Origin of the sequence: Mesorhizobium sp. M4A.F.Ca.ET.022.05.2.1 (assembly GCF_003998845.1) — a bacterium.
Lineage (GTDB): Bacteria > Pseudomonadota > Alphaproteobacteria > Rhizobiales > Rhizobiaceae > Mesorhizobium.
The window spans coordinates 1-985 of sequence record NZ_RZOJ01000759.1; the positions used below are offsets into that span (position 1 = coordinate 1).

The window sequence follows — 985 nt, forward strand, 5'->3', positions numbered from 1 at the left end:
TCAGGATGACGGCCACAACGATGGCGGTCCATAATGTCGAGATCGCCGCGATGGTTGGATCGATCTGATCGCGCAGCGACAGGAACATGAGCTTCGGCAGCGTGCTGTTGCGGCCGCTGGCGACGAAGATCGAGATGACGGATTCGTCGAGCGAGGTCAGGAAGGCCATCAATGTCGCCGACAACAGGCTGATCCTGAGTTGCGGAACGATGATACCGCCAATGGCTCTGGCCCAGTCGGCGCCCAGGCTGCGCGCCGCCTGGACCTGGTTCCAGTCGAACCGGGCAAGAGCGGGCACCAGCACAATACAGGCGACCGGGATAGCCAGCACCACATGGCCCACCAGCACGCCGAACAGCGTTCCGACCAGAGCCTGCGCCGCCAGCACGAAGAAGAGGCCGATCGCAAGCAGGATTCCCGGCACGATGGAAGGGGTGAGCAGAACACCCTGAATGGTCGCTGCGGCCCGGCCGCCGAGCCTGTTCGTCGAGATGCAGGCCAGCAGCGCCAGCGGCACGGCAATCGCCGCCGTCAAAGTGCCGAGGATCAGGCTGGTCCTAAGCGCGTCCATCCAGGTGGCCGACCCGAAGAAATTCTCATACCAGCGCAGCGAGTAGGCGCGCGGCGGGAACTCGAGCAGGTCCGACGCCGAAAAGGAGAGCGGCACGACGACAAGTGTCGGCAATATCAAGAACGCCATGACGAGCGCGGAAAAGCCCCACAGAGCGACGCGGGCGAGCCTGTTGTCCGGATAGGCCTCAAGCATGGGCCGCACCCATTTTGTTGTGTGCCATCAGCCGTCTTGCCGTCAGGAACATCACCGCGATCAGCGCCATGAGCACGAGCAGCAGAATGCCCAGGACGCTCGCCGAGCCCCAATCCTGAAAAGTCGACAGCGTGCGCTCAATCCGGATGGAGAGCGGATTGACCTTGCCGCCGCCAAGCACCGCGGGCGTGATGAAGAACCCGATCGTGTAGATGAAGA

1 protein-coding gene and 1 pseudogene are annotated in these 985 nt (G+C 63.0%); both read right to left on the minus strand.

The features are described 5' to 3' along the window. A partial coding sequence (locus EN745_RS35175; RefSeq protein WP_145992347.1) for an ABC transporter permease occupies positions 1 to 766 on the minus strand: 766 nt, incomplete at its 3' end. Then, positions 759 to 985 (minus strand): annotated as a pseudogene (locus EN745_RS35180) (ABC transporter permease); the annotation flags it as partial. The pseudogene EN745_RS35180 and the gene EN745_RS35175, both read right to left, overlap by 8 nt.